This window comes from Acidisarcina sp. (genome assembly GCA_035539175.1).
GTDB lineage: Bacteria > Acidobacteriota > Terriglobia > Terriglobales > Acidobacteriaceae > JANXZS01.
Map to the genome: position 1 here is coordinate 1 of DATLIY010000008.1, position 21,572 is coordinate 21,572.

Below are 21,572 nucleotides of genomic sequence, written 5' to 3' on the forward strand. Positions count from 1 at the left end.
TCGGCACCTTCGTCAAGATGCCCGAGGTTATCTACCACCACGCCGTCTACAACCAGTACCTCTGGAACCGCTTCTAGAAAACCTGCCTTACACAACAGCAAAACGCCCTGACCGTGCGGTCAGGGCGTTTTGCTTTAGGCCAGAAGAATATTTGAAACAGTACTTGTAACTATTGCGGGAATATGGAACCACCACGGTTCTATATTCCCGAGATACATCCTTCAGTGTCGACATTGATCGCGAGGGCGCGGGGTACCTTGGGGAGCCCCGGCATCAACATCATGTTTCCCGCAATCACCACGACGAAGCCAGCTCCAGCGGAGAGTGCCACGTCCCGCACGTTGAAGGTCCAGCCTGAGGGAGCACCCATAATCTTGGGATCGTCCGTAAAGGAATACTGCGTTTTTGCGATGCAAACAGGAAGATTCGAGTAACCCCAGTCCGAGAGGCGGCGCAGTTGCGCCTTCGCCGCTTCACTAAAGGCCACATCCGAGGCGCCATAAATCTTGCGCGCAACCTGCAAAACCTTTTCTTCCAGAGAATCCGTCAACGCATAGAGAGGCTGAATCTGCGGATCGGGATTCGCGTCCAACAGTTCGACCACTTTTGCTGCAAGGTCCGCGCATCCTTCGCCACCCTTCGTAAATGCCTCTGCAAGAGCGCTCTTTACGCCCCGGGAGCAGCAATACTCGCGAAGCAGCTTCAAGTCTTCGTCGGTATCGTGAGGAAAGCGATTGATCGCCACGACAAGCGACAGTCCATACCTCTTCAGATTTTCGAGATGCCGCTCCAGGTTGGGCAGGCCCTTGAGCAGGTCGCCGCCTCCCATGTTCCGCATGCTTTGAACCGTGGTGACGACGACAGCCGCCGCGGGCCGAATTCCAGAGGAGCGCATCACGATGTCCAGGTATTTCTCCGCACCCAGATCTGCGCCAAAGCCAGCTTCGTTGATTACATAATCTGCAAGACGAAGGCCCGCCTGCTGCGAGAGAACAGAACTTGTGCCGTGCGCGATATTGCCGAATGGGCCCATGTGGACAAAGGCTGGGGCCCCCTCCGTCGTTTGCACCAGGTTTGGCATGAGCGCCTCATCGAGCAGTGCCATCATGGCTCCCGTAGCACCCAGGTCGTCTGCGCTGATGGCGCGTCCGCTGCGAGACACGCCGACAATAATCGAGCCCAGCCTGTGGCGCAGGTCTTCCCGGCCCGAGGCCAGCGCCATGATTGCCATCACTTCAGAAGCGGCTGCAATCACAAAGCCTGTCTTGCGGCTCTCCGCACCGGCCTTGCCTCCAAGGGTCACGGTGATGTTGCGCAATGCGCGATCATTCATGTCGAGCGTGCGGGGCCAGGTGATCTGTTCGGGATCGAGATCGAGCGCATTGCCATGAAACATGTGGGAATCAATCATGGCGGCTAGCAGGTTATGGGCTGAGGTTACGGCGTGGAAGTCGCCATGAAAGTGCAGATTGATCTTCTGGCTCGGCTCTACCTGCGAGAGGCCGCCTCCTGCTGCGCCGCCTTTCAATCCAAAAACCGGGCCAAGAGAAGGCTCGCGCGAGGTGAGGATGGCGCTCTTCCCGAGGAACGTCAATCCCTGCGTCAGGCCGATGGCTACTACCGTCTTGCCTTCGCCACTCACGGTGGGAGTGGTTGCGGTGACGAGGACAAGCTTGCCGCGAACGGGAAAGCTGCGATCGTTGAGGAATTCCAGCTTGACCTTGGCTCCGTAGTTGCCAATGGTCTCGAAGTACTTTTCCGGCAGGGCGAGTTTTCTTGCGACCTCGCAAATCGGCAATAATGGCTTGCTCATAATGAATCGTTCAACAGTGTACGCTCAGATCCGCGTGGCTGACCGTGATGCACGTCAGCCAGCCACGCCTTCGCTCGCCGATTATCTGCCCTGCAGTTCATCTGCCAGATTTGAGGCTCCATATAGCTTGCGCAGTGCCTCGATCATGGCTGCGCTATGCACGGCAACTGCGCGGTTCCTCTCGCCTTCATATACAAAGTCGCCGGCGAGCGACTCAATGTTGCCATCGAAGATCAGCCCGACAAGTTCCCCTTGCCGGTTCACAACCGGCGAGCCGGAGTTGCCGCCGATAATGTCGCCAGTGGAAACAAAGTCCAGCGGAGTGGAGAGATCCAGTTTGTCGCGGCCCTCCACATAACGCTTGGGCAGCGCAAAGGGGCCGGCAAGATCAAATCCGTTTGCGCGGTCATATAGCCCATAAAACGTGGTCTTCGCTGGAGCCTTGGTGCCGTTCATCGGATAACCTTTCACTGCACCATAGGACAGTCGAAGTGTGAAAGTCGCATCCGGATAAGCGGACTTTCCGTAGACGAGGAAGCGCGCTTTGCCGAGCTTTTCTCCCGCGGGCTGCTCCACGCTTTCCACGTTCTCCTGTGTCCATTTCGTCATACTGCGCGAGATCGGATCGAGCTTGCGCGCCAGCACAATCAAAGGGTCTGTGGAGGCCAGAACCGCCGCCTCGCCGCCAGCGATCAACGCCTGCCGCTCCTTGGGATCGGCCAACCTGGAGCCGCTAATCAGCTCATGCGCTGCCTGTTGTGGAGTGCGCCCGGCCAATACTGCGGCCACAAATTCATCGTTCTGTCCCAGTTGTTTCTCCGCCTCGGTCAGCGCTGCCGTGATGCGCGCCTCTTCCATTGCGGGATAGACCGGCGCGGGAGAAAGCAGTCGATATCGCAACGACTCCAGGCCAGCTTCGTGGAAGGTCGCGAGGCGGTCGCCGTCGGGCTTCTTAATCTCGACTACGTATTGCACGATAAGTTGCGCAATGCTGGCGAGAGTAGAGTCCATGCGGCGAAATATCTGCTGTTTGACCATCGGACGCAACTTCAACTCCGCAGCATCGATGGTGCTCCATGCTCCACCGTACTCCGACTGAAGCTCGGGCTTCGCGGCAACCAGACGGCGAAACTCTTCTTCTTCCTTCTGCTTCTTGGCGAGGACGTTTTTGTCCTGCAACGCCTCATAACGTCCCTGGTAAGCCTTCTGACTGTTCTGCAACCCAAAGATCAGGCTGCTTGCCTGCCGCGCCTGCTCCGCGCCTTGAGCGGAATAGGCTTGCATGGCCGCAATGCGAACCTTGAAATACTCCAGCAGAAGCGGCTCACGGAAATCGCGCTCCGTCACAAGCTGCGCCATCGTTTCCTGGCGAGCGGTCGAGCCAGGATGCCCGGAGATGAAGATCAGCTCGCCGTCGGCAGCGCCCTTCGCGCTCCACTTCAAGTAGTCGGTCGAATTCAGCGGCTTGCCGTTGTCATACACGCGAAAGATCGCCATATCCAGGTCGTAGCGCGGATAGGTGAAGTTGTCCGGGTCCCCTCCGAAGAACGCAATCTGTTGCTCTGGCGCGAAAACCAGTCGCACATCGGTGTACTTCTTGTAGCGGTAGAGCCAATATTCGCTGCCCTGGTAGAGCGGGACCACATCGGAGCGCAGGCCAGTCTTCTTCAGGCTTTCGCTCTCGATTGCCGCAATCACACTCTGTCGCGCGTCATAGGCTTTCTTTTCGTCGGAGATTCCCTTTGTGGCAGCTTGTACGCGCGCGGTGACGTTCTCCATCGCCTGCAGAACGTTCACTTCAAGATCCGCCGACTTCAACTCCTGCTCCGGAGTGGCCGCGTAGAAGCCGTCGCGAATGTAGTCACGCTTGGCAGTCGAGGCTTTTTGCAACTGTCCCCGCGCAACGTGATGGTTGGTGAGCAGCAGACCATTCGGGCTGACGAAGGATCCGGAGCCACCATCGTTGAGCCGCACACTGGAAAGACGTATATGGTCCAGCCACTGCTGCGTGGGCGTAAATCCATATTGCTGCTGCAGCAGTTTGGTTGGAGGGTTGTCAAAGGTCCACATCCCCTCCTCGGCATGAGCACCAGCAACGCTCAAGGACAGCACAAATGCAGAAGTAAGAATCAATCCAGCGCGCATAGACACAAAACACTCCTTATGGAACATCCACCGCGAAGCAGCAGGCGACGGAACGGGTTCTTTTTGTTTCCTGCGAAAGTATAGTTCGACAGTTACGAATTGGGCTTTTCTCCGAGCGGGCTGATGCTGTCAATCCGGGCGATCTCCTCCGGAGTAAACGAGAGGTTCGCCAGCGCTGCAATGTTCTGGTCAACCTGCTCCACCTTGCTTGCGCCAATCAGAACGCTGGTGAGGCGCTCGTCGCGCAACACCCAGGCCAGCGCCATCTGTGCGAGCGTCTGTCCACGCTGCCTTGCGATATCCCCGAGCGCCCGAATCTGTGCCAGCCGCTCCTCGGTAATCTCCTTGGGCCGCAGAAAGCCCTGTGGCCGGCCCGCACGGGAGTCAGCAGGAATCCCATGCAGATAGCGGTCGGTGAGCAGCCCCTGTGCCAGCGGCGAGAAAGCGATTCCGCCAACGCCCTCTTTCCCGAGCACATCAAAGAGTCCCCGCTCCGGCGTGCGCTGGAAGATGGAGTATTTCATCTGATGAATCAGGCATGGCGTGTGCATCTCTCGCAGAATCGCAACTGCCTTTGCCGTTTGCTCCGGATCGTAGTTGGAGATTCCGGCGTACAAGGCCTTGCCGGAGTGCACCGCCGACGCCAGGGCCGACATCGTCTCCTCGATCGGCGTGTTCGGATCAGGGCGGTGCGAATAGAAAATATCGACGTAGTCCACGCCCATCCGCTTCAGGCTCTGGTCCAGGCTTGACAGCAGATATTTGCGGGAGCCCCAATCCCCGTATGGACCGGCCCACATTGTGTATCCCGCCTTTGTCGAAAGCACAAGCTCATCGCGATAGGCCTGGAAATCGTCGCGGAAGATGCGCCCGAAGTTCTCCTCCGCTGAGCCTGGAGGCGGCCCATAATTGTTTGCCAGGTCGAAGTGCGTGATCCCCTGATCGAAGGCTCGACGGAGCATCAGCCGGCCTGTCTCCATCGCATCCACGCCACCAAAGTTGTGCCACAGCCCCAGAGAAATCGCGGGCAACAGCAGGCCACTCCGGCCCGTGCGACGATAGCTCATCGCGTCATAGCGTTCGGCAGATGCCGCATACGGTGCTTGATACAAGGGATTTACTCCTGCGCTTGGAATCAGACTGATTTTGAAGTACTGCTGATTCTATGCGAATCTCCGCAGCGAGGAAAATCACAGCGAGCCAACCCAAAAAGAAAAGCCCCGCTGCAGGAGCGGGGCTTCTTTGTGCGGTCGCTTGACCTATAACTTGGCGATGGCCTTGTGGAGTGCGGTGAGCAGCGCCGCAACCTTCTCTGGATTACTCAACGCAAACTCGCCTGCGTCCGAGGCAGCAGCAGCGGTAATCTCTGCCGCGGCGTTCAGATTGACCTCGTAAGTATCGATGAGTTCGAAGTCTTCTTCCTCGTGCTCGTGTTCGTGCTCGTGCTCTTCATTGATGTCATGCATTGGCAGTCTCCTCTGAGGCGAATTATGTCCGCCTTAGGAGCCTAGCATCCGCTGCGGATGGATGGGTATCCGCTGCGTGAAATTTCCTTTGCAGCCGCAATCATCAGTCTGCATCAGTGCTGCTCCGCCATCAGTTGACGAAATTCGGGCGTCTCCCTCAGCGCGGCAAATTCCTTTTCTTCCATCAACCTCTTGCGGTCTCTGAAGCCCTCGCTCAGCGCCATCCGGAGGTATTGCAGGGCCCGGTCGTTCATCCCCACATTGGCATACGTCTTTGCCAGGGAATAGTTCATCATGGCGCGCTGTTGTGAAGTAACTGCCTCTCCGATACCCATCTGCGCGCTTCGCTCGAAGACATTCGGATCAAGTGAAAAGGCCATGCGGTATGCCTCGGCACCTTTGCTGGTCTTCCCTTGAACAAAATACAGGGTGCCCAGGTTGCCGTAGATCGTGGCATCGCGAGGAGATAGCTTCAGGGCTTTCCTGTAGAGCTTCTCCGCCGCTCCGTATTTCTTTTCAGAGTAGAGGGCCGTTGCCAGATTGTTCATTGCCTCTGCGTACTTCGGATCGAGCCGCAGAGCCTGCTCATAGTGGCTGCGCGCCGCGCCCAGGTTGTACATGTGATGGTAAGCAACTCCAATTTTGTTCCAGATAACGGCGGAGTCCTGAGGCGCCTGCTGATACTCCTTGATGGCGGCCTCATACTTCTTCTGCGACATCAGGATGTCGCCCTGGGTCTCAGCCTGCGCTTTGGCGGGAGGTGGATTGGCGGTGTATTCCCCCGGATCGAGTGTGGACGAGGCAAACAATTCGCTCTTGGCCGGAGCCAACAGGACGACGACCCCGAGCACGCCAGCCATCCATAGCCTTTGTGTAAAATCTCGCTCGTTCATCGTTCGCACCCCCTCCGCGGCTCAACCACTGGGGACATCGAGGAACGAATGCCCCGAACGTAAGGGCTCGCTGCCGAGAGTATACGCCGGCAAAAACATGGTAGAAAACAATGGCGGAACAGCTTAGGAGCCCGCGAAATTCCGTGCTGAAGGGGTTCTACACCTCAGCATTCCGCCACTTATTGCTTCTTGCCAAAGAGTCGGCCAAGCACGCCGCTCACAGGGTTTGGCGCATTATTCTTCTGCAGCCTTTGGTTGAGAATCGAAGTCGCCTGATCCTGCAACAAGTTACCGCCGATACTCTTCATATCCGCGCTGAAAACGGGATGGCTGGTTGTGCCTCCGATCACCAACGGAATGCCATTTTTGGCCGTAGAGGTGGCCATGTTCCCTACCCCACCGCCAATCATGCCTATACCCGTCATCGCCATTCCGCCCATACCCTGGTTCGTGGCGAGCTTCACGATAAGCCTGTAGTTCAGGGCGCCGGAGTCTGAGATGGATCCCGCTCCCGTGGCTTGCCCCAGTGCGGGAACCAGGGCATAAACATTGTCAGTGCGGATGCCGGACGTCGTGTACCTGAGATCGAACCGCACTTGCCGAATCTCTGTATCGTTTCCTGTCTTGACTCCGGCGAGCATGGCCAGACCGCTAAGATTCGACCCCAGATTGAAGCCAGCCATCCGGGTGTTGTTTATCTCTACCGGCCCCTCGACCACCAGGTTGTCGGCTGGCCCCCTGGCAGTGAGATGCACCGTAAGCGTGCCACCCTTGAGCGTCGAGTTACTTGGCAACTGGATGCCTAGCGCCGGCAAAAGCTGCTCGAGTTGATCGATAGGCAGGCTCTCCCCGGCAAGCCGCATATCGACGCTGGCGCCCGCCGGAGTGAGGTTGTAGGTGCCGTTTCCATGCGCTCCGACATTGCCGGTCTTCAGAGTTAGATCTTTGACCTGCCCCGTGCGGTGCGCGAGATCGTGCACCACGTCATAGGTCAGATCCATGGGCCTTGGAGCCGGAGTTCCATTCTTCACCAGCTTCAATTTATCGGAGTGGATGCTGCCGGTGCTGCTGAGGTCGCGCCCATTCGACGTGGCATGGGCGACGATATCCGCCAGCATCGAAAACCCTTGATTCGGCGAAACAAAGCCCCCCGCGACCGGGTCAAGATGCTTCACGTTCAGGTCTGCGGTAAAGGGGCTGTTGGCAGCATCGTTCGAATCGATCGGTCCGGCTGTCCCCTTCACCGAGAGGTCGCCGCCTCCGGGGAGATTTGCCGTCAGCACAAAGGGGAATGCACTGAGGAAGGAGAACTTCTCTACCTGGAGGTTCACCTTGTCATAGACCAGTGGCCCCCGCTCCCGTGGCAGGCTGTCTACCGTGGCAACTCCGTCGATGATCTTGAGCAGGCCTACCTTCAGGTCAGGGAAGGCCGATTCCCTCTGTGCCTGGGCGCTTTTGTCCTGATTCGCCTGGCTCTTCGCAATGCTGGAAAAATTAAAAGTCCCATTGGCCGCATGAACAATATGAATTCTGGGCCGGTCCACCTTCAGGCTGGTCACCCGTAGAGCATGGTCGAAGATCAGCGGCTTCATCTCTACGCCAATATGCAGCGACGACGCCTCCAGAAATGGAGTGGGGCTATATGCAGGATCGTCCGAGATCGAAATATCCTTGGCAACCATCTGCCCGCTGAAGAGAGAGAGGCTTAAATCTCCCAGCTTTATCTGCCTTCCCAGCGCAGTGGAGAGCTGATTCTCCAGCATCGGGCGGAAGGTATTCGCATTGACGAACAGAGGAACCGCAATCGCCGCAAGGATTATCGCAGCAACTACACCGATCAGAACCTTACCCCATAGCTTCATATAATCCACCCGCGAGGTAGGAGGGTAATCTTCACCTAAAAGGTTGGTCAATCCAGGATTCTGTAAATTTATGCGCCAGAAAGCGGGGGCCACCGGGTGAGCACGATCCTCGAAAAGAATCGCGCTCACCCGGCCCTGTATCTCACTGCTTCTGCAAGTCGTAGTTCATGTAGACCACGTGTGTCTGGAGATACTCCTCCAGCCCGTGCTTCCCATCGGCGCCGCCGATTCCGGACTTGCGCCATCCGGCATGGAAACCCTGCATCGCTTCAAAATTCTCACGATTCACATAGGTTTCACCGAACTTCAATTCGTTCGAAGCGCGCATTGCAGCATCCAGACTTTGCGTATAGATGGAAGAGGTCAGTCCATATTCGCAATCGTTGGCGTACTCCAGTGCCTCGTCCAAAGTCTTGAACGTGGTGATCGGCAGAACCGGCCCGAAGACCTCCTGCTGCATGATGTCGGAGTCCTGTTTGCAGTTGGTCAGCACCGTCGGCGGATAGTAATAGCCGGCCTTGCCCTCAGCCTTCTTGCCGCCGCATTTCAACACAGCGCCTTCCTGGATCGCCCGCTGCACTGCCGCATCGACCAATTCAAGCTGCTTCCTGCTCACCAGAGGTCCCATCTCCGTGGCAGAGGCCAATGGATCGCCGACGACTGTCTGCTGCATCGCCGCGGTCATCTTCTCGATGAATGAGTCTGCAATGGACTCGTGAACATAGACGCGCTCCGCGCAGTTGCAGAGCTGGCCGGTATTGAGAATGCGCGATAGCCGGATGGCCTTGACCGCCAGATCGAGATCCGCATCTGCCATCACAATGGCCGGAGCCTTGCCGCCAAGCTCCAGCGAGACTTTCGTCACGTTGTCCGACGCTGCATGCATGACCGCAACGCCACCATCCACACTGCCCGTCATGCTCACCATGCCGACCTTGGGATGGCTTGCAAGCGCCTTGCCGATGACCGAGCCGGAGCCGGAGACCAGATTGAAGACTCCCTTTGGCAGGGATGACTGGGCAATGAGCTTGGCAAACTCAAAAGCGTTGTTGGGAGTCTCGCTGCTTGGCTTCACTACGATCGTGTTGCCGGTGACCAGCGCGGGAGCGACCTTGCGCACAATAAGAAAGAAGGGGAAATTCCAGGGCAAAATACCGGCGATGACGCCAATCGGCTGCTTATAGAGCAGAATATTTTCCCCAGGGCGATCGCTCTGGATAATTTCGCCTTCGTAACGGCGGGCAAACTCCGCCATATAGTCTACGTAGTCAGCGGCGAAATCCACCTCAACCTGCGCGAGGGATAAAACCTTGCCTTGCTCTTCAGTAATGGTCCGTGCCAGCGATTCACTGTTTGCGCGAATCAGCGTTGCGATCTCCCGCAGGTAACCCGCGCGCCGGATCGCCGGCAAGGCTGCCCAACTCTTCTGCGCTTTCTCCGCGGCGAGAACAGCGGAGTTCACATCCTCGACCGTACAACTCGGAACCTCGGAGATGACCTCTTCCGTGGAGGGATTCACGACCTGCAACATCTTGTCCGAGGTTACGAACTTACCGTCGATCAACATCTCATAGCGCCTGAGCGCTGCCTGTGTTGTGCTCATTGTAAAAATTCCTTTCTGCGGAGAGGACCCCATGCGAGTGCACAGAATCGCGATAAAAATGTTCCTTACTCTTCTGTGGGAGGAACGAGTCAATACAGTAAAACTCTTGCCCAATGCCTGTCGATGAAATTTCCGTGACGGACGTACGCTCCGGCAAAAACCATTTCGCCTGTCGAAATGGGGGTTGCTCCACATCGCGTACTTGCCTTGTTTCTCCAGGGTCACAGCACTATAGTTAGCCCGTGGAAATCAATTTTGCTTTTGGAAAGAATGGCCTGAAAGTAGAGCTTCCGGAAGGCTACCGGTATCAGGTTCTGGAATCGCGGTCGGCGGAGCCGCTGACACATCCTGAAGCCGCGATTGAAAATGCCCTCGACCATCCCGTTGCCGGCCCGTCCTTAAAGGAGCTTGCAGCCGGGAAGCGCTCGGCGGCGATTTCCGTGTGCGACATTACGCGCCCTGTTCCTAACTGGCAGATTCTGCCGCCCATGCTGGTCAGGCTGGAAGAGGCAGGGATTCCGCGCGAAGCGATTACGATTCTGATCGCCACCGGGCTGCACCGGCCTGCCTCCGAAGCGGAGATACGCGAAATTTGCGGCGAGACGATCGCGGCGCGATACCGCGTGCTCAATCACCATGCACGCGAACTCTCCGAACACCGCAACCTGGGCACCACTGCCTCAGGAACTCCGGTTTACGTGGATGAGCGCTTCGTTGCCGCCGACCTGCACCTCACTCTGGGCTTTATTGAACCGCACCTGATGCTGGGATTTTCCGGAGGACGCAAGCTGATCGCTCCTGGACTTGCAGCGCAGGAGACGATCAAGGTACTGCATAGCCCAAAATTCATGCGCGATCCTCGCAGCATGGAAGGCTCCGTCGACGAAAATCCCCTGCACCACGAGTTGCTGGAGATTGCCCGGATGGCGCGGCATGATTTCCTGGTGGATGTGGCGTTGACCCGCGAGGACGGGCATCATCGCATCGCTGCGGTTTTCGCAGGCGCTCCCGAGGAGGCCCACCGCAAGGGCAGGGAGTTTGTATCGAAGGTGATGCTGCAGCAGATGGAGGAGCCGGTGGATGCAGTGATCACCACAGCCGCGGGCTACCCGCTTGACCTCACCTTCTACCAGGCGATCAAGGGCATCACCGGCGCGGCGCAGGTCGTGAAGCCGGGCGGAAAGATCCTGATACTTGCCGAGTGTTCCGAAGGCGCCGGCGGTCCTGAGTTCAGCAGGATGCTTGGGGAGAATCCCTCGGATCGTCTGTTCATGGACAAGATTGCCAGGGATCCTGTCCTGGTGGATCAGTGGCAGCTTGAGAAACTGGGCCTGGTGACGGCGAAGGTGGGCGTGCTCTATTTCGTCCCGGGGCTGGAACCTGAGTATCAGAGCCGCCTGTGGGGCACGGCCTATCCGACGGTAAAAGCGGCGGTCAACGCCCTGACCTCCTCCGTTGCCACCAATGAAAGAATCGCCCTTATTCCCGAAGGCCCCTACGTTCTGGCCAGAGCCCAGGTCGGCCAGAGCATAGGGGCGCGCGGTTCAGTCAGCCGTGAATCGTCAGCACCGGGCAGGATGCTGTGCTGATTACGTGCGGCACAATCCCCTGGAAGAAGTGCGTAGTACCGATCGGCATAGGGGCCGCAGCCAGAACCAGAAGATCAGCCTTCAAGTTGCTGGCGGCGGTCACAATATCCGCAGGCACGCTATCGCTCAAAAAATAGCTGCGAATCAGAGGTTTCCTCGCTTCTTCCTCGGGAAGCGACCTGTCGATAATGGATTGAACCTCCCGCCAGGCACCTTCGTTGTCCGGCTGCCAGGGGTCTTCCAGGTGGAAGACTGTGTAGTTGGCACCCAGGCTCGTCGCCAGCCGGTATCCATACACGGCTGCTTCCACCTGCCTGGGATCGAGGCTTAGCGCACACACCACTTCCTTTGGTCTCCACTCGCCAGCTACCGCCTGCTGTGCTGCGGGACCAACGGTCATGACGGCACAGTCTGCATGGCGAAGCACCATCTCCGCCGTAGAGCCGAAGAGCAAACGATCCATCCCTTGAGGCCCATGCGTTCCAACTACGATGAGATCGGACTGAAATGTTTTGGAGAGAGCAACAATTTCATGCCCGGCGGAGCCCTGGGCACTAACAGCCTCGACGTTGAAACCGTCCGCCCGCATGGTTGCGGCATCGCTCTGCAATTTCTCTCCAATTCTGTTTTGCGATTCGCGGATGTCGTACCACGCCGCCTCCGACCTGGGCGGCTCATTGACGTGGACAAGCAATAAGTGGGAATGATAGCGCCGCGCGATTGCCTTGGCATACCCAAGCGCTTTCGTTGAGGCGCTGGATAGGTCCGTCGCGGTCAGGACCTCTTGAAAGGTAACGTTGATGGCAGTGGAAACCTGCATGACGCCCTCCGTGGAGCACATTTTGGGATGCTCCTTCCCTTCGTCGCAGGAGCCATTTCCATCGCGGCTGCGACGGCTGGGGAGACACTTCGGCCTATTCTTCTATCCCCCACATGAAGCCCGCGCTGTGATGCACATCACAGATCTTCGTCTTCGCTGAAAGATTTCCATCCCATCCGAAGACCTCGCTGCACACAACCGGAAACTCCTTCAAATTCTGTCTACTGCGTTGATTGAGACGAAGCATCCTACAAATAGCGGACAGGGGGATGTTATGGATAAGAACGTAATCCATCGCTGGAGCAATCCCGACACGATTCTGGTCGCAACGAATCTCGCAGATCGGCCTGCCTTGATGCTGCATTCTATTTCACAAGCCAAAGCCAGCGGTGCACAGGTTCTCCTGGTGCACGTGATCCGGCCGGCATATCTAAGTGCAAATTCGGAAGAGGGCGTTCCTTTCGTTTTGCCGAGTCCTACAGTCCACGAGGTTCGAGCAAAGTTGAAAGACCTGGCGTGTGAGTATCAGCAGAACGGGATTCCCTGCGAGCCAATCGCACTCAAAGGACTGCCTGCCGAAGAGATCCCCGCTCTGGTGAAAGACAGATCGGTAGACCGGGTGCTGGTTGCCACCAGAAATGCAGATGGTGTCGCACGGTTGATCGAGGGCTCGGTTGCGGAAGATGTGATGACAGGCGTCGATGTACCTGTGTGCGTGATTGGCCGCCATGTTCGCGCACCCAACCACGACAGCCCCGGCTCTGCGCGGATTCTCTTTGCGACATCCCTTAAGCCGGGATGTGAGGAGGCAGCCCATTTCGCCTGCAAGGTCGCGGAATTCCTCCAAGCCAATCTCACGCTTCTACACGTAATCTCCGGCAAAGAAGGGGATGCCGAAAGAATTGCTTCGGAGGATGCCGTTCGCGAGAGGTTGGAGACATTGCTTGAGGAAGAAGTCGATCTCTGGTGCAAACCCAAGATAACCATCCGTCATGGCGATCCAGCCGCGGAGATCCTGTCCGAAACAAGCGGGCACTTGCAGGATTGGATCATTCTCGGCGCACCGCCCCACTCTTCCGTAGCACGCGTACTCAATGTTGGCGTGGTGCAAAATGTCCTGGCGGAGGCGCGCTGCCCGGTCATCACGCTGAAGCATACTGCCCTGCTGAACGTATGAGTTCACAGAGAGAGGAGGGCTGAGTTGCCGGGTATCTTTGGCGCATATCCAGATAGATGGCTGGCGTGAAGGTGGGTCGTAACGGGTGCTTCCAGTGGAAAGAGAGCTCGTTGGTATCGTGATTGCCGCGCTTGGCGGAGCAGCCGTGGGCGTCGACCGCCAACGCACCTTTAACGACAAAGAACCCGGAGCGATTGGCGGCCTCCGAACCTTCGCTCTTCTGGGCACGGTGGCTGGAGCATGCGGCTATCTTCTCGCGCATGGACACCATTCCGTTGGGAGCACATTGCTGGGGGCAACTGCTGCCACGGTGCTCTTCGTCCGATTGGCCGCGGGCAGGATACAGCGCGACGCAACTACAGAAATAGCGGCCATGGCCGTCATCGTCAGCGGCGTTATTGCCGGCTACGGGTTGCTGGGAATTGCCGCCGCTCTCTATGCCTGGATCGTATTCCTGCTCATTGAAAAGTCATGGCTGCATACGCTCGTCAACCGCATTGGCGTGGTCGAGCTTGAGGCGGCTGCGCGCTTTTCCGCCATGGCCTTGATCGTCCTGCCGATTCTTCCTGCGGGGAGCTTTGGACCGCGAGGCATCTTCAATCCTCGTGCTGTCTGGATGCTGGTTTTGGTGTTTTCCGGGCTGAGCTTCTGCGGCTATCTGGCAAGGAAAGCGCTGGGCGCCAAAACAGGTTGGGTCGTTGCCGGTCTGCTCGGCGGATTGATCTCTTCGACGCAGGTGTCCTTATCGTTCTCGCGGGATAGCCGCAGCTTTGCGGGAGCGGACACCTCGCTGTTTGGCGGAGTGATGGCAGCAACAGCAATGTCGATCCTTCGCGTATGCGTGGTTTGTCTTTTCATTAAACCTGCGCTGTTTTTCGCTGTCTTGCCTTACATGGCCGCACCTTTTGCTGTGGGAGCAGCGCTGACTCTCTATACGCTCCATCGCGCCTCGAACGCCTCGGCAACTTTTGAGGAGAGGAGCCCGTTGCGGGTTCTTCTTGCCATGCAACTCGCGCTGCTCTTCGTCGTCGTCCAGTATGGAGTGACCTTTGCCAAGGTATGGTTCGGAACGATGGGACTGATCGGCTCCGCTGCGCTGCTGGGGTCGACAGATATCGATGCGCTGGTGGTCTCGCTCTTTCCGCTGATCCATCAAGGGATGGACGTGAGCGTAGCCGCAAAGACAGTGGTGGTGGGCGTTATGAGCAATACAGCGGTCAAGCTCGCCATTACTTCGATTTACGGCAAGGGAAGCTTCCGCTTAAAATCTGGCCTGGGGCTGGCCTGCGTGATTGCGGCCTTGGCGCTGGGGTTGAAGCTGATCCGCTGACAAAAAACTGATCTGTTGCAGGCCGTACTTATCCTCGCCCGCGAATCCGATTGAGTTCGCGTCGATCCCGCTTGGAGGGTTTACCTTCCCGCAAGGATTCGAAGTTCGGCATTGCCTTCCGCTCTTCAGCCAGCTTTTGCCGCAGTTCGCGGCTTGCCTCCGTCTCGCGATAGAGCGTCTGGGCGACCGCGGCCGGACCACGCACCTCACTCAGGAGCAGAACCTCCACCTGGAAGTCTCCGCTTTCGTTTCTCACTTGCAGCAGGTCGCCAGCACGGACCTCTCGCGCAGCCTTGGCCAGCTGGCCATTGGACTGAATCCTGCCCAGTTCGCAGGCACGAGCGGCCAGCGCTCGCGTCTTGAAAAACCTTGCGGCCCAAAGCCACTTATCCATCCGAACAGAAGACATACTTCATTCTCATATAAAAAGCGGCCCCTTTGGGAGAAGCAGCGCTCGACGCAATCATTGCGCGCATCCGGCATCCGGTCTATACCTAGCGAAGAAGGACATTATGCCCGAGATTCACGATGACCGGCAGGAGGTTCGCGACCCCGCGCAGGAGAATCCAGCGGTACATGCAGCACGAGCTCTGGCCAATCTCCAGTCAGTGGTGGCCGATCTTGGACAGCGCGCTCTACGGGGTGCGCCATGGTCCCAGATGCTGAACGATGCAGCGGAAGAGGTTGCCCAGGCTCTCGGCGTCGATTATTCCGAGATTCTGGAGATGCTGCCGAATCGCGAAGCGCTGTTGATGACAGCCGGAGTGGGATGGAAGCCGGGATACGTCGGTCACGCCACGGTTGGCCTTGGCAAGGATTCTCAGGCCGGATATACGCTGCTTTCAGACAAACCGGTCGTGGTCGAAGATCTGCAGCAGGAGAAGCGCTTCGCGCGAACTGCCCTGCTGAGCGAACACGAAGTGGTGAGTGGCGCCAGCGTTGTTATCTCCACCAGCGAGGGCCCTTGCGGCGTACTTGGAGCACTGACTCGTCACCGCCGAAGTTTCCCTGCGGATGAGATCAGCTTTCTTCAGGCGGTCGCCAATATTCTTGGCTCGGTGATGGAACGTCAGCGGGCGGAGGCGCGGTTGTGGCGCGTCAGCCAGGCCCAGCGCGTGCTCAGCAAATGCAACCACACCCTTATTCGGGCAACCGAGGAATCCACGCTGCTGCAGCAGATATGCGACATCGTAGTGGACGAAGCTGGCTATCGGTTGTGTTGGGTCGGCCGTGCTGAGAACGACCTGGAAAAATCAGTAACCGTAATGGCCGAGGCAGGCTTCGAGGCAGGGTACCTGGCCAGCGTAAACATCAACTGGGCAGAAACCGAGCGGGGCGCCGGTCCCGTCGGTACAGCCATCCGCACACATAAGACAGTGGTGACACAACACATCGCCGCAGACCCGGCGATGCTCCCCTGGCGTGCGGAAGCCTTGAAGCGCGGTTATGCTTCCATCGTTGCCATACCTCTCCTTGTCGACGCGGTGACCTTCGGAGCTCTCGCGATTTATTCAGCGGAGCCGGACGCGTTCGACATTGAGGAAGTGAAGCTGCTGACCGAGCTCGCCAACGATCTGGCATTTGGCATCTCCACTTTGCGAACCCGGGCAGAGCAGGCAAAGAGTGCGTTGGCTCTCCTCGAGATGGAAGAGCACATCCGGCTGCTTTTGGACTCCACCGCGGAAGCGATCTGTGGAATCGATCTGCAGGGAAATTGCACCTGGGTCAACCAGGCATGCATGAAGATGCTTGGCTATGACGACCCGGGCAGTTTGCTCGGGAAGAGCCTTCATCAACTGGCACACTACCAGTTGGCTGATGGAAAGTCGTTGCCGCAGGAGGAGTGCAGGGTGCACCAGGCGCTGGCAAAAGGTGGCTACGCGCACGTGGATGACGAGGTGCTATGGCGTGCAGATGGGACATCCTTTCCGGTGGAGTACTGGTCCCATCCGATGTACCGCGGCGGAAAAGCGATTGGAGCGGTGATCACATTCCTAGACATCACGGAGCGCAAGCGTGCCGAGGCCGAGATCCGCGCGCTCAACGCTGGCCTGGAGCAGCGCGTTGCAGCGCGAACCGCCCAATTGCAGACCGCAAACAAGGAACTGGAACAGGCCCGGGAGCGGGAAACTGAGATCGGCTCCAAGATCCAGCAGACCTTGCTGCTCGATCAACCGCCCAGGGATATTCCCGGACTTGAAGTGGCTGCGCTGACAATCCCCTCCATGCGAATCGACGGCGATTTCTACATCTTTCTCCGGCACTCGGACGAGCGCCTGGATGTGATCGTCGGAGACGTCATGGGCAAAGGGATTCCCGCGGCGCTTCTGGGAGCCGCCACCAAGAGCGCCTTTCTCAGGGCCTTCAGCGACTTGATGGCCTTGTCCAGGGACAAAAAGCTGCCGGAACCCAAAGACATCGTGATGCTCGCACATATGGAACTGGTGCGGCACCTGATCGATCTGGAAAGCTTTGTAACCCTGTGCTATGCGCGATTCAACCTGAACAAGGGCAGCCTCGATTTCGTCGATTGCGGGCACACAGGGATCGTTCACCTGCACGGCAAAACCGGCCGCCATGAGATGCTGCACGGAGACGGCCTGCCGCTGGGAGTCCGGGAAGGTGAGATCTACGATCAGATCTCCGTTGCTTTCGAGCCCGACGACTTATTTTTCTTTTACTCGGATGGTGTTACCGAAGCGCGCAGCCCCGCTGGCGAGTTGTTTGGGCCCCAGCGCCTGGAGGAGTGTATTGTGCGCAACGGCCAGCTAGAGCCTGCGCCGCTGGTGGAAGCCGTTCGCCAAAGCGTCGCGGCCTTCACCGGGACCGAACGGCTGACGGACGACCTGACCAGCGTGGCCATCCGCGTGGAAGAAAGAGAGATTCCCATTGCACGGCGGGAGTTGGAGATCGCCAGCAGTCTACGGCAACTCCGCAAGGCACGCGAATTCGTGCGCACATTTTGCCGCAGTCTCCCCAGCCCAGCCCTGGACGAAAGCTTCATCGGCGCACTCGAACTCGCCGTCAACGAGGCGGCCAGCAACATCATGAAGCACGCCTACCATGGCCGCGAAGATCAGTGGATTCGCATCGAGGCCGAAGCGTTTCCAGATCGAATCGTGATTCACTTACATCACTTCGGAGATGCCTTTGACTCCAAGACAGCTCCATTGCCACCGTTCGATGGCTCGCGCGATTCCGGATTCGGCACATACATCATTTCGAGGAGCGTCGATGAAGTACGGTACTATCGCGATGAGCACGGTAGAAATTGCATCGAGTTGCTGAAGACCCGCCCAGCGGGAGGAAAGTGAAGGATGATGGAAATCGCAGTCGAAAGGATAGATGGCATCGCTGTTGCGACGATGCCTGTTGAGGAGCTGGACGCAGGCAACGTTGGAGACTTCAAGCGCGCCATTGCACCGATTCTGCAAGACAATAGCATGCTGGTGCTCGATTTAAGCCCGCTGCACTTTATCGATAGCTCCGGGCTGGGCGCTATGCTCTCCTGCCTTCGGCAATTGAGCGCCAAGGGCGGAGAGCTGAAGCTCTCCGGCATGTCGAAGCAGGTGCGGGCTCTCTTCGAACTCGTGCGCATGCACCGGGTCTTCGATATCTATGACACCAAAGAAGAGGCTGCGCATGCTTTCGCCAAGTGAGTACTTACTTCAACGCGCAACCAGAATCACACTGGAGCGAGGCTGCACGAGGTAGCTAGCGGAGTTAGCAAGCGCAGCCTCTCCTTCGGGGCTGTAGAAACCGGATGGCGTGGGTTGCGCTGTGTCGACAGCAAGGCTCCAGGAGCCTGAGAGGCGCGACGGAAGGACAAAGGAGACCGCCTCGCCTTCCGCGTTGAACATCAGAAACAGGTCTGCCCCTCCCTCGGCGAGAATCTCGCACGCCAGGCATCTCTGGCTGGAATCGAACCAGTTCGGGTTCTCCCCGGAAGGATGGAACCAATAGATCTCCTGGCTGGTATAGAAGGCCTCCCGCCGCAATACCGGGTGCGTCCGCCGAAAGGCAAACATGCCACGCGCAAATTGAAAAACTTCATTGTTGTGTTGCAGCAGGGACCAATCCACCCAACTGATCTCGTTGTCCTGACAGTAGGCATTATTGTTTCCCTGCTGACTGCGCCGGAACTCATCGCCCCCCAACAGCATCGGCATCCCGCGGGAGACCGCCATCGTCAAAAGAAAATTCTTGATCTGGCGAACGCGCATGCCTTCTACCGCCGGATCGGCAGATGCCCCTTCGACGCCATAGTTCGCGCTGTAGTTCTCAAAGGATCCGTCTCTGCCGTTTTCGTCATTCGCATCATTGTGCTTGCGCGAGTAGCTCACCAGATCATTGAGCGTAAATCCATCGTGACTGGTGATGAAGTTCACGCTGCTCTCCGGTCCCTTGCCCGATCCATCGTAGAGGTCTGAGCTTCCGCCGAGCCGGCTGGCGAACTTGCCCATCATGCCTTCGTCTCCGCGCCAGAAGCGGCGCACATCATCGCGGAAACGGCCATTCCACTCTGCCCAACGGCAGTCCGAGAAGCTTCCTACCTGATAGGCGCCGGCAGCATCCCAGGCCTCGGCGATCAGCTTCGAGTCGCGCAGAATCGGATCCTCTGCGATCCGCTCCAGCAGAGGCGAATCCGACAGGACGTGGCCGTTGCGATCGCGGCCAAGCACGGAGGCGAGATCGAAACGGAAGCCATCGACGTGCATTTCCAGCACCCACCAGCGCAGTGCGTCCAGGATGAGATCGCGCACTACCGGGTGCGCCGCATTGACGGACTGCCCTGTGCCGGTGAAGTCACGATAGAAGCGCTTGTTGTCATCGAGCCAGTAGTAGATCGCATTGTCGATTCCGCGGAAAGCTACTGTCGGCCCCAACTCATTGCCTTCCACCGTGTGGTTAAAAACTACATCGAGGATCACCTCGATACCGGCCTGATGAAAGGTACGGATCATCTCCTTGAACTCGAATACCTGCGCGCCTGCTTTCTGCACGTGGGCGTACGAGGCCTTCGGAGCGGCGAAGCAGAGAGGATCATACCCCCAAAAGTTTTTGAGCGGTTCGCCTGTGAGCGGATTCACCCGCAACATCTGGTACTCATTAAATTCCTGAACCGGCATGAGCTCGACGGCGGTCACTCCCAGATCCTTCAAATACGGGATCTTCTCGGCAAGTCCGCGATAAGTCCCCGGGAATGTAACTCCGGCGCTGGGATGAACTGTGTATCCCCGAACATGAAGCTCATAGATCACCGTCGATTCCGAGGGATGGCGAAGCGGCTGATCGCCCTGCCAATCGAAATCCGCATGCATGACGATGCACTTGGGCGCAGTGGCCGTATCATCGACTTCGGAAAAAGACAGGTCTTTCTGCGGCGATGAGGAATCATAGCCAAGCGCGGGTAGAAAGTCGCAGCCCGGAACTAACGCGACCGCCCGCGCATAAGGATCGACCACGAGTTTATCTGGATTGAAGCGATGGCCTTCGTAAGGAGCATAAGGTCCGGCAAAGCGAAATCCATAAAGCTGGCCGGGGCGAATCCCCTCCAGCCATACGTGCCAGATGTCCCCCGTTTTATTGCGGGAAGAGTCCAGCAGGATACTTCGCGAAGGCACAGAATCTTCTCGATGATCGAAGAAATCCAGGCGAACCCCGGTAGCATTCCTGCTGAAGATCGCAAAGTTTACGCCATTGCCCCTCGTATGTGCGCCAAGCGGTAGAGGAGTGCCGGAACGAATGGATTGGACTTCGCTGAGGCTCAGCAACCGCTCCAACTCATCGAGTTGCTCAGTCCGCGCCGCACCTGACCCGGAAATCCGGGTCTCATGGGTGCCTTGCTCCGGTTGGGAGACCACTTTAGAGGGGCTTGGTTCTTTTGGCATATTCGCGCACCGCTCCAAGCTTAACAATTTCGGGAGCAACCGGGAGAAGCACTTTTGTATTGCAGGAATCGAGTGCGGCACACATCTTTGGAACTTGTTCAACGCTCGCAACGAGTGCGTTGCGGATCGCACTCGTTGCCGAAAAACGCTTTGCGGGAGAATGGTGAAATACCTATACTTAGCGTCAGGCGATAGGATTCAGGGGATGACCGGGAAAACCAGAAGTATCGGCTCAAACATCGAGCGCGGACAGAGTGTCAGGAAGACCTTCCTGGCGTTACGCGAAATGATCGTCTTTGGTCGCCTCGCTCCCGGGAGCTGGATCATCGAGGGAGATCTTGCGGAGAAGCTTGGCGTGAGCCGTACGCCGCTGCGCTCCGCACTGCAGTGGCTCGAGCATGAAGGTTACGTGCTGACGGTAGGATCGGGGCCGAAGACCAAGCTGACCGTGGCTCCTTTAACGCAGAAGGACGCCCGCGAAGTGTACCTCATCGTTGGACAGATGGAGGGACTCGCAGGACGCATGGCCGCGTCTTTGCCGCTGGAACTTCGCAAGCCTTTGATTGCGACGCTGAAGCAACTGAACGATCAGATGATGCGAGCGACGGATTCGCCGGACTCCCTGCCCAACACATTCTTTGATCTCGATACAAAGTTCCACGCAAGCATAGTGGATGCCGGAGCGGGCACGCGCTTCCTCTCGATCTACAACGGCATTAAGCCCCACACGGAGCGGTATTGGTGGCTCTATTCGAGTTCCAGCCCGAATGAGCTGAAACTCTCTTTTGAGGAACATAAACCAATTATCGAAGCCGTTGCCGAAGGCGATGCCGACGCTGCCGAACGGGCTTTGCAGGCCAACTGGGAGCGTGGCGCAGAGCGCCTGGTCAAGGTCATTGCGCGATTCGGCGAGCGCGGCAGTATCGACTAACTCGCTCCGCTAACTCTTCGTCTTGTTATGTCCACTTCGTGGCCGGAGTTTT

Annotated in this window: 16 protein-coding genes; 6 read left to right on the plus strand and 10 right to left on the minus strand. The window is 57.7% G+C overall.

Annotated elements, in window-relative coordinates:
- Positions 1 to 199 precede the first annotated feature (199 nt).
- The 7 genes from VM554_08240 to aldA form a co-directional block, all read right to left on the minus strand.
- Positions 200 to 1,813, minus strand: coding sequence for a formate--tetrahydrofolate ligase (locus tag VM554_08240; GenBank protein HVJ08361.1), 1,614 nt, complete (start codon positions 1,811 to 1,813; stop codon positions 200 to 202).
- An 81-nt stretch (positions 1,814 to 1,894) separates the two neighbouring features.
- Positions 1,895 to 3,958, minus strand: a complete 2,064-nt coding sequence (locus VM554_08245; GenBank protein ID HVJ08362.1) for a S46 family peptidase — start codon at positions 3,956 to 3,958, stop codon at positions 1,895 to 1,897.
- Positions 3,959 to 4,050: 92 nt separating this feature from the next.
- Complete coding sequence (gene mgrA, locus VM554_08250) at positions 4,051 to 5,070, minus strand: L-glyceraldehyde 3-phosphate reductase (GenBank protein ID HVJ08363.1); 1,020 nt, start codon at positions 5,068 to 5,070, stop codon at positions 4,051 to 4,053.
- Between the two features lie 147 nt (positions 5,071 to 5,217).
- The gene (locus VM554_08255) at positions 5,218 to 5,424 is read right to left on the minus strand and encodes a hypothetical protein (GenBank protein HVJ08364.1); all 207 of its coding nucleotides are present in this window, start codon (positions 5,422 to 5,424) and stop codon (positions 5,218 to 5,220) included.
- A 113-nt stretch (positions 5,425 to 5,537) separates the two neighbouring features.
- Positions 5,538 to 6,317 (minus strand): tetratricopeptide repeat protein, encoded by a 780-nt coding sequence (locus VM554_08260; GenBank protein HVJ08365.1) that lies wholly within the window; start codon positions 6,315 to 6,317, stop codon positions 5,538 to 5,540.
- Positions 6,318 to 6,496: 179 nt separating this feature from the next.
- Positions 6,497 to 8,179, minus strand: a complete 1,683-nt coding sequence (locus VM554_08265; GenBank protein ID HVJ08366.1) for an AsmA family protein — start codon at positions 8,177 to 8,179, stop codon at positions 6,497 to 6,499.
- Positions 8,180 to 8,321: 142 nt separating this feature from the next.
- Entirely contained in the window at positions 8,322 to 9,782 is a 1,461-nt protein-coding gene (gene aldA / locus VM554_08270) for an aldehyde dehydrogenase (GenBank protein ID HVJ08367.1), read from the minus strand.
- A 242-nt stretch (positions 9,783 to 10,024) separates the two neighbouring features.
- Between aldA and larA the strand changes: the two genes are divergently transcribed.
- Positions 10,025 to 11,371: a nickel-dependent lactate racemase gene (gene larA, locus VM554_08275; protein ID HVJ08368.1), complete on the plus strand. Its 1,347-nt coding sequence runs from the start codon at positions 10,025 to 10,027 to the stop codon at positions 11,369 to 11,371.
- On the opposite strand, the gene VM554_08280 is transcribed toward larA, so the two are convergent.
- On the minus strand, positions 11,331 to 12,191 hold the full coding sequence (locus VM554_08280; protein HVJ08369.1) for a universal stress protein: 861 nt from the start codon (positions 12,189 to 12,191) through the stop codon (positions 11,331 to 11,333). The genes larA and VM554_08280 overlap by 41 nt on opposite strands.
- Before the next feature lie 274 nt (positions 12,192 to 12,465).
- Here VM554_08280 and VM554_08285 point away from each other — a divergent pair, with 274 nt between their 5' ends.
- Both VM554_08285 and VM554_08290 read left to right on the plus strand, forming a co-directional pair.
- Positions 12,466 to 13,368: a universal stress protein gene (locus tag VM554_08285; protein HVJ08370.1), complete on the plus strand. Its 903-nt coding sequence runs from the start codon at positions 12,466 to 12,468 to the stop codon at positions 13,366 to 13,368.
- A 94-nt stretch (positions 13,369 to 13,462) separates the two neighbouring features.
- The gene (locus VM554_08290; GenBank protein HVJ08371.1) at positions 13,463 to 14,698 is read left to right on the plus strand and encodes a DUF4010 domain-containing protein; all 1,236 of its coding nucleotides are present in this window, start codon (positions 13,463 to 13,465) and stop codon (positions 14,696 to 14,698) included.
- A 28-nt stretch (positions 14,699 to 14,726) separates the two neighbouring features.
- On the opposite strand, the gene VM554_08295 is transcribed toward VM554_08290, so the two are convergent.
- Positions 14,727 to 15,107: an RNA-binding S4 domain-containing protein gene (locus VM554_08295; protein HVJ08372.1), complete on the minus strand. Its 381-nt coding sequence runs from the start codon at positions 15,105 to 15,107 to the stop codon at positions 14,727 to 14,729.
- A 103-nt stretch (positions 15,108 to 15,210) separates the two neighbouring features.
- On the opposite strand from VM554_08295, the gene VM554_08300 reads away from it, so the two are divergent.
- Complete coding sequence (locus tag VM554_08300; GenBank protein ID HVJ08373.1) at positions 15,211 to 18,012, plus strand: SpoIIE family protein phosphatase; 2,802 nt, start codon at positions 15,211 to 15,213, stop codon at positions 18,010 to 18,012.
- 3 nt (positions 18,013 to 18,015) lie between these two features.
- Positions 18,016 to 18,357: an STAS domain-containing protein gene (locus tag VM554_08305; GenBank protein HVJ08374.1), complete on the plus strand. Its 342-nt coding sequence runs from the start codon at positions 18,016 to 18,018 to the stop codon at positions 18,355 to 18,357.
- Between the two features lie 9 nt (positions 18,358 to 18,366).
- On the opposite strand, the gene glgX is transcribed toward VM554_08305, so the two are convergent.
- Complete coding sequence (glgX, locus tag VM554_08310; GenBank protein HVJ08375.1) at positions 18,367 to 20,589, minus strand: glycogen debranching protein GlgX; 2,223 nt, start codon at positions 20,587 to 20,589, stop codon at positions 18,367 to 18,369.
- Between the two features lie 205 nt (positions 20,590 to 20,794).
- Here glgX and VM554_08315 point away from each other — a divergent pair, with 205 nt between their 5' ends.
- Complete coding sequence (locus tag VM554_08315; GenBank protein HVJ08376.1) at positions 20,795 to 21,520, plus strand: GntR family transcriptional regulator; 726 nt, start codon at positions 20,795 to 20,797, stop codon at positions 21,518 to 21,520.
- Positions 21,521 to 21,572 lie beyond the last annotated feature (52 nt).